The organism is Paracoccus sp. PAMC 22219, assembly GCF_000787695.1.
In the GTDB taxonomy this organism is placed as follows: Bacteria; Pseudomonadota; Alphaproteobacteria; order Rhodobacterales; family Rhodobacteraceae; genus Paracoccus.
Genome location: NZ_BBPH01000115.1, coordinates 1 through 7,570, shown reverse-complemented (window position 1 = coordinate 7,570; position 7,570 = coordinate 1). Strand labels below are relative to the sequence as shown.

The 7,570-nt window shown below is 67.3% G+C and carries 5 protein-coding genes and 2 pseudogenes; 3 read left to right on the top strand and 4 right to left on the bottom strand.

What is annotated here, in order from left to right:
* Position 1: 1 nt before the first annotated feature.
* From TY51_RS24565 to TY51_RS13030, 4 genes and pseudogenes are all read right to left on the bottom strand, one after another.
* Positions 2-2,045, bottom strand: a pseudogene (locus TY51_RS24565) (alpha-galactosidase).
* Positions 2,042-2,887 carry a carbohydrate ABC transporter permease gene (locus TY51_RS13040; RefSeq protein WP_042250136.1) on the bottom strand — a complete coding sequence of 282 codons (846 nt, stop codon included), beginning with the start codon at positions 2,885-2,887 and terminating at the stop codon, positions 2,042-2,044. Before TY51_RS13040 ends, TY51_RS24565 begins: the two are co-directional and overlap by 4 nt.
* A 3-nt stretch (positions 2,888-2,890) precedes the next feature.
* Positions 2,891-3,816 (bottom strand): annotated as a pseudogene (locus tag TY51_RS13035) (carbohydrate ABC transporter permease).
* Between the two features lie 87 nt (positions 3,817-3,903).
* Positions 3,904-5,139 (bottom strand): ABC transporter substrate-binding protein, encoded by a 1,236-nt coding sequence (locus TY51_RS13030; RefSeq protein ID WP_052650169.1) that lies wholly within the window; start codon positions 5,137-5,139, stop codon positions 3,904-3,906.
* A 99-nt stretch (positions 5,140-5,238) separates the two neighbouring features.
* Between TY51_RS13030 and TY51_RS13025 the strand changes: the two genes are divergently transcribed.
* From TY51_RS13025 to TY51_RS13015, 3 genes are all read left to right on the top strand, one after another.
* The gene (locus tag TY51_RS13025) at positions 5,239-6,036 is read left to right on the top strand and encodes an IclR family transcriptional regulator (protein WP_042250134.1); all 798 of its coding nucleotides are present in this window, start codon (positions 5,239-5,241) and stop codon (positions 6,034-6,036) included.
* Between the two features lie 7 nt (positions 6,037-6,043).
* Positions 6,044-7,099: an ABC transporter ATP-binding protein gene (locus tag TY51_RS13020; protein ID WP_042250133.1), complete on the top strand. Its 1,056-nt coding sequence runs from the start codon at positions 6,044-6,046 to the stop codon at positions 7,097-7,099.
* Positions 7,096-7,570, top strand: a 475-nt coding sequence (locus TY51_RS13015) for a Gfo/Idh/MocA family protein (RefSeq protein WP_042250132.1), incomplete at its 3' end; no start/stop codon positions are given. The genes TY51_RS13020 and TY51_RS13015, both read left to right, overlap by 4 nt.

Genomic DNA, 7,570 nt, shown 5'->3' with positions numbered 1-7,570 from the left:
GTCACAGGCGCGTCCCCTCGATCACGGCGATGGTTTGCGGAAAGGCGGGGGGCAGGGCCACGCCCTGCGCCATCAGCGCCGCGCCGGACAGGGTCACCGCACCCCGCGACAGCGTGACAGAGGAACTGTGGTGACCCACGGGATGTTCCAGCATCGACAGACGATAGGTCGCGTGCGGGTCAAGCCCCGTCAGCCGCAGCAGCGGCGGCTGCAGCGCCACCGGTGCGTCGATCTGGGCGGCAAAGACCACCAGGCGGCTGCCATCGGCGGCCATCTGCATTTCGGCCAAGGCCCCCGCCGGGCGGTCCAGCCGCCAGATGTCGCCCGCCATTGTCCAGTCGCGGTTGGCCTTCCACCAGGCGGTCACGCGGGTCAGGGTTTCGGCCTCGGGTTCGGTCAGTTCGCGCGGGTCCATCTCGAAGCCCATGTGCCGCTGCGCCGCGGTCCACGCGCGCAGCGCCATCGGCAGCACCCGCCCCGAGGTGTGGCAGTCGCGCGGGCCCACATGGCTGCCCGTCACGCAGGCGGGCAGCAGCATCGCGGCATGGTGCTGAATGCGCAGCCGTTCGATCGCGTCGTTGCTGTCGGACAGCCAGACGCGGCCGCAGCGGGTCAGGATGCCCGCATCGATCCGGCCGCCGCCGGACGCGCAGCTTTCGAACTCCACCTGCGGATGGGTCGCCCGCAGCCGGTCCAGCAGCGCATAGACGCCGCGCGTCTGGCCTGCGTCGGGAAAGGGCGTCAGGCGGTTGTGGTCCCATTTTACATAGTCGATGTCCCACGCGCCCAGAATGCCGCTGATGCGCGCGAACAGGTGGTCACGGACATCCTGGCGGGCCATGTCCAGATGCAGCTGGTTGCGCCCGCGGATCTGGTCCGCGGGGCCCAGCACCCAATCCGGATGGGCGCGGTGCAGGTCGCTGTTCTCATTGATCATCTCGGGCTCGAACCAGAGGCCAAAGCGCATGTTCAGCGCGCGCAGCGTGTCGATCAGCGGTTGGAACCCCTGCGGATGCTTGCGCGGGTCGATGGCCCAATCGCCCAGGGACGAGGTGTCGTCATCGCGCCGCCCGAACCAGCCGTCGTCCAGCACGAAGCGTTCGGCCCCCAGGGCGGCGGCGCGTTCCGCGATACTGGCCAGCTCTGCCGCGTCGTGGCGGAAATAGATCGCCTCCCACCCGTTGTAATGCACCGGGCGGGGGCTGGCGCGCGGGCGGCAGGGCGTCGCGGATCGCGCGCTGGAAGGGGATCGCCACGCTGTTCAGGCCCGCATCGCCGCGCGCGAGCCAGATTTCGGCGGTTTCGAACACCGTGCCGGGCGCGCGTTCAGAGCCCGAGCAATGGCCCAACTGGATCTGGCGACGGCCTTCGGGCAGTGCCTCGACCAGCATGCGGTGGCCGCCCGACCAGCCGTAATGGAGCGCCACGGCCTCTCCGCTGGTATTCGTCGCGCCGGGAGTGGTCAGCCACAGATGCGGCGGGTGTTCGTGCCCCGACCGTCCGGTGCGCGCATCGCGCAGGCGCGCGCCATGATCCAGCGTGCTGGTCACCGGCTGGAATTCCCGCGTCCAGCGGCCGGTCAGTTCGGTCAGTTCCGACAGATGCGCAGGCACTGGCAAAGCCAGCGCCAGATGGTGCAGCGTCAGGGGCGCGTCGGACGTCAGCCGCGCCGACAGGCCGATCAGCCCGTGATCCATGGCCCGGATGGTGACGTCCAGCCGCAGCCCCGGCGCGGTGTGGCGCAGGGTCAGCACGTCGGCGTCATCCACGCCGTCGAACCGCCAGTCCGGCTCCAGCGGCAGGCCGTTCTGGAAGGCGACCAGCCCCAGCTGGCCCGGAAAGCTGCGCCGTGCCTCGGGGATCAGCGACAAAGGCGGCAGCGCGTCCAGCATGCCGCCGGTGATGCCGCCCGTGCCCGCCGCGACCAGGGCGGCAAGGTCGGTATCCGCGGGCAGGGGCGCGCCCCAGTAATGGCAGCAGGCCATGCCGCCATCGCTGCCCAGGACCATCGTCTGCGCGGGGGTGTCGATCCGCCACAGGGTCATTTCACGGCACCCAGGGTCAGGCCCGCGATGAAGTGCCGCTGCATCATGAAGAACATCAGCACCGGGGGCAGGGCGGCCAGGATCGACCCCGCGCTGACCAGATGCCAGGCGGCGATCCACTGGCCGTTCAGGCTGTTCAGGCCCGCCGTCACCGGCTGCGTGCTGGCACCCGTGGTCAGCACCATGGCCCAGAAATAATCGTTCCAGATGAAGGTGAAGACCAGCACCGACAGCGCCGCGATGGCGGGCCGCACCAGCGGCAGGACGATGTGCCAGAAGATCTGCCATTCGGTGACGCCCTCGACGCGGGCGGCCTCGATCAGTTCGCGGGGCAGGGCCTTGATGAAGTTGCGCATGAACAGCGTGCAGAACCCGGTCTGGAAGGCGATGTGGAACAGCGCCAGCCCGGTGATGGTGTTGTAAAGGCCCAGATCGACCGTCAGGTCGCGCACCGGCACCATCAGGATCTGGAAGGGCACGAAATTGCCCGCCACGAACATGAAGAACACCAGGAGCGACAGGCGGAACTTGTAGACCGCCAGCGCGAATCCGGTCAGGCAGGACAGCGCCACCGCGCCGATCATCACCGGGATGGTGATGCGAAAGCTGTTCCACAGGTACTGCGCCAAGGGCGAATTGCGGAACACGTCAGCATAGTTCTCCCACGCGAAGCGGGACGGGATGCCGAAGTAGTTGCCCGCGGCCAGGTCGCCCGACGGGCGGACCGAGGTCATGGCGACCCCCAAGAGCGGCAGCAGCCACAGGATCAGCATGATCGGCAGCACGATCTTGTAGGTGCGCTGCGCTGTGGGGGACATCGTCTGGATGGGACGGGGGAACATGGGTCAGACCCCTTTCTCGTCGCGCCACATCTTCCAGATGAAGCCCGAGATGAAGATCATCATGATGCCGAACAGGACGACCGCGATGGCGGCGCCGTAACCCATGCGATAGCCGTATTCCGACAGTGCCTGTTCGTACATGTAATAGGACAGCACGCGCGACGACCCGAACGGCCCGCCCGAGGTCATGATGCTGACCAGATCGAAGCTGCGCAGTGCGCCGATGACGGTCACGACCACCGCGATGAAGGTCGCGGGCCGCAATTGCGGCAGCACCACATGCCACAGCATCCGCCAGCCCTTGGCCCCATCCAGGCGCGCGGCCTCGATCTGGTCGGCGGCGACGGCGTTCAGGCCGGTCAGATACAGGATCATGCAATAGGCGATCTGCGGCCACAGGCCCGCCGCGATGATGCCATAGGTGACATAGCGTTCGTCGGCCAGGATCGCCACGCCCGTGCCGCTGACCCATTCGATCAGCGCGTAAAGCAGCCCGAAGCCGGGCGCATAGAACCACGAAAAGATCAGTCCCACGACCACCTGGCTGATGACGAAGGGAAAGAAGAACAGCGATTTATAGATGCGGATGCCGCGCACGGTCTGGTTCAGGAACAGCGCGATCATCAGCCCCGCAGGCACCGCCAGCAGATACAGCGCCAGCCAGATGATGTTGTTCTTGAGGCTGGTATAGAACGCCTCGTCCCACCACAGTTCGGAATAGTTGGCCAGGCCGATCCAGCGCATTGCGCCCAACCCGTCCCAATCGTGAAACGACACCCAGATCGACTGAAAGATCGGGATGATCACATAGACGGAAAACATCAGCAGGCCGGGCGCAGGAACAGCCAGGGCGTCAGCTGGCGGCGCGTCCGGCGGCTGCGGGCGCGGGGCGCGGGATGGGGGGGATGCGTGTCGGGCAGGGCGGTCATGGGCCACCTTCCAGGTCGGGTTTCGGGCATGGCGCGTTGTGGCCGGAAGGGACGCGGGCGGATCGCTCCGCCCGCGCCGATCGGGGGTTACTGCGGATAGAGGCGCTGGCGCTGGCGCTCCAGCCGCTCCAGGATGTCGTCCAGGCGCTCGGGGCGGACCATGAACTCCTGGAAGCCCTCCATGCCGGCCTTGGCCATCTCGGGCGAGGCGTCGCGGTCGAAGAACTGCGCGATGCCGCCTTCGGCGGTGGACAGCATCTCGAAGCCCGCCTGCAGGAAGGGGTCGTCGCCGACGCTGGCCTCGGCATTGACCGGCAGCTGGCCCAGGGCGGCGTTCAGCGTGGTCTGCACGTCGGGACGCGCGGCAAAGGCCAGGAACAGCTTGGCATCATCGGGGTTCTTGGCGCCCGCGGGGATGTGCAGCGTGTCGGTCGGGGCCTCTTCGGCGCGGGGGATGTCGGCGTTGATGGTCGGGAAGGACATGAAGCCCAGGTTCTCGTCCGTCATCCCGCCATCCTTGAAGCTGGCGACGGCAAAGTTGCCCATGACGTAATTCGCGGCCGTGCCCTGAACCAGGTTCGACACCGCGTCCTGCCAGTCGATCGCGGCATGGTTGGCCGAGACATAGGGCAGCACCTTGGCGAATTCGGCGAACACCGCGCGCACACTGTCGTCGGTCCAGGCGACTTCGCCGTTGGTCAGCTGCATGTGCCAGTCATAGCCGTTCGTGCGCAGCGACAGATAGTCGAACAGCCCCGCGACCGGCCACAGCGCCTTGGACCCGGTGGTCAGGCAGTCGATGCCCGCGGCCTTGAACGCCTCGCAATTGGCCAGGAACCCCTCCCATGTGTCGGCCGGCTCGACGCCCACCTGCGCATAGACGTCTCGGTTCATGTAGACGCCCCACTGGTAATAGGTGAAGGGCACGCCCCATTGCTTGTCGTCGATGGTCATCGCCGAGAGGGTCGAGGACAGGCTGTCGGTCAGGCCGTTCTGGGCCCAGACATCGGACACGTCCAGGAACTGCCCGGCCTCCACGAAGGGGCGCATGCGGTTGCCCGCGAACCAGAACACCACGTCGGGCGCATCTGCGGTCAGGAAGTTGCGGATCGCGGTCTTGTAGCCCTCGTGGTCGAATGTGTTCACCTGCACGTCGATCTCGGGGTTCTCGGCCTCGAAATCGGCGACCAGCTGCTCGAAGGCGGCCTTGGGGGCGGGGTCGGATGCGTTGCTGTTGAACACCAGAACCCGGCTTTGGGCAAAGGCGGGGGCGGCGGTGGACAGCAGCATCGCCAGCACCAGCCCTTTTCTCAGATGGACCATGGTCTCCCTCCCATTTTGGTTCCAAATAGTGAAACTTAGTTTTGAATATTGAAACTATGCTGCGAATCGCTTAGCCTGTCAACAACGGGGGAGGGTGACGTGACGGGGCAGGGACGCGAAACGACGGATGGCACGGTGGGCCGCACGCTGGCCGTGCTGGACCTTGTGGCGGCCTATGGCCGCCCGGTGCGTTTCGCCGAGATCCTGCCTGCGTCGGGCCTGCCCAAGGCGACGTTGTACCGGTTCCTGCAGGCGCTGACCCATCAGGACATGCTGGCCTATGACGACGATCGTCAGACCTATGCCCCCGGCATGCGGCTGGTGCGACTGGCCCACGCGGCCTGGGCGCAATCCAGCCTGGCGCCCTTGGCACAGGAGGCTCTGGATCGGCTGGCGGTCGATCTGGGTCAGACGGTCCACCTGGCGCAGCTGGACAATGGTGCCGTTCTGTATGTGGACAAGCGTAATGCCAAGCTGCCGGTCGAGATGTTCGCCCAATCGGGCAAGGTCGGTCCGGCCTATTGCACCGGCGTCGGCAAGGCGATGCTGGCCCACCTGCCCGAGGACAAGCTGGCCGCGGCCCTGTCGCGGCAGTCCTTTCACGCGCACACGCCCAACACGCTGACCACGCCCGACGCCCTGCGCGCCGAGTTGGTCCGCATCCGCCAGCGCGGCTATGCGCTGGACGACGAGGAACATGAAACGGGCATCGCCTGCCTTGCCGCGCCGATCCTGTCCGGGACCGGGCGCATCCTGGGCGCGATTTCCGTGACCACTACGACGGCCACCACCAGCCGCGACCAGCTTCTGTCGCTGGCCGGTCCCGTCACCCAGGCTGCGGCGCAGATCGCCGCGACCGCCGACACCTGGCGGTTCCCCGAACACAAGCAAGCATGAGGTTGCCATGTCCGGCGTTCAGCTAAGCCGCGTCACCAAGGATTTCGGCCCCGTGCGGGTCATTCACGGCGTCGATCTGCAAGTCAGGCAGGGAGAGTTCTGCGTCTTCGTGGGCCCTTCGGGTTGCGGGAAATCGACCCTGCTACGGATGATCGCGGGCCTGGAGGAGACCAGCGCCGGCCAGATCATGATCGAGAACCAGGACGTCACCGATGCCGACCCCGCAGACCGGGGCGTGGCGATGGTGTTCCAGACCTATGCCCTGTACCCGCACATGACGGTCGCGCAGAACATGGGGTTCGGCCTGAAGATGAACGGCCACCCCAAGGCCCAGATCGCCACCAAGGTGGCCGAGGCCGCGCGCATCCTGAAGCTGGACCCGCTGCTGGACCGCAAGCCCGCCAACCTGTCGGGCGGCCAGCGCCAGCGCGTGGCCATCGGACGGGCCATCGTGCGTGGCCCCAAGGTGTTCCTGTTCGACGAGCCGCTGTCCAACCTGGACGCCGAGCTGCGCGTCGAGATGCGGGCCGAGATCGCGCGCCTGCACCGCGAGCTGGGCGCGACGATGATCTATGTGACTCATGACCAGGTCGAGGCGATGACCATGGCCGACAAGATCGTCGTCCTGCGGTCGGGTCGGATCGAGCAGGTCGGTAGCCCGATGGACCTGTATGACGACCCCGACAACCGCTTTGTCGCGGGCTTCATCGGCAGCCCGGCGATGAACTTCGTGGCCGGGCGCGTGCAGGGCGGTCAGGTCGTCACCCCCGCCTTTGATGCGCCGCTGGACCGCCACGGCCCCACCCTGACCGAAGGTCGCGCGGTCGAGATCGGGCTGCGCCCCGACGCGTTGACTTTGACGCCCCACGGACCCTTCCGCGTCGATCTTGCCGAGAACCTGGGCGGCACGACATTCGCGCATCTGCGCGCGCCCACGGGCGAAAAGCTGGTCGTGCAGACCACGCAGCGGCTGGACCCGGCGGGCGGTGGCAGCGTCGGGGTGACCTTCGACGCGGCCGATGCGTTCTTTTTCGACGCGGATACCGGGCAGCGGCTGAGATGAGCCTGCGCATCGGACTTGTGGGACTGGGCACCATCGCGCGCGCCCAGCACCTGCCCGCCATCTCCGCGACCGACGGCCTGACCCTGACCGCCATCGCCAGCCGCAACGCGACGCTGGAGGGGGTCGCAAACCATCGCGACGTGGCACAGATGCTGGCCGATGTGGACGCCGTGTCGCTGTGCACCCCGCCGCAGGGGCGGTTCGATCAGGCCATGGCGGTGCTGCGTGCGGGCCGTCACCTGATGCTGGAGAAACCCCCCGGCGCGACCCTGTCGGAAATGGCCGTCCTTGAGGCCGAGGCGGTGCGGCAAGGCGTCACCATCCACGCCACCTGGCATTCGCGCGAGGCCGCGGCGGTCGATACCGCCCGCGACTGGCTGGCGGGCACGCGCATCCGCGCCGTCCGCATCGACTGGTGCGAGGATGTGCGCAAATGGCATCCGGGGCAGGAGTGGATCTGGCACCCCGGCG

Bases quoted from the DNA above. Each gene is read 5' to 3' on its own strand.
- TY51_RS13040 (WP_042250136.1), bottom strand. From the start codon at position 2,887: ATGTTCCCCCGTCCCATCCAGACGATGTCCCCCACAGCGCAGCGCACC.
- TY51_RS13030 (WP_052650169.1), bottom strand. From the start codon at position 5,139: ATGGTCCATCTGAGAAAAGGGCTGGTGCTGGCGATGCTGCTGTCCACC.
- TY51_RS13020 (WP_042250133.1), top strand. From the start codon at position 6,044: ATGTCCGGCGTTCAGCTAAGCCGCGTCACCAAGGATTTCGGCCCCGTG.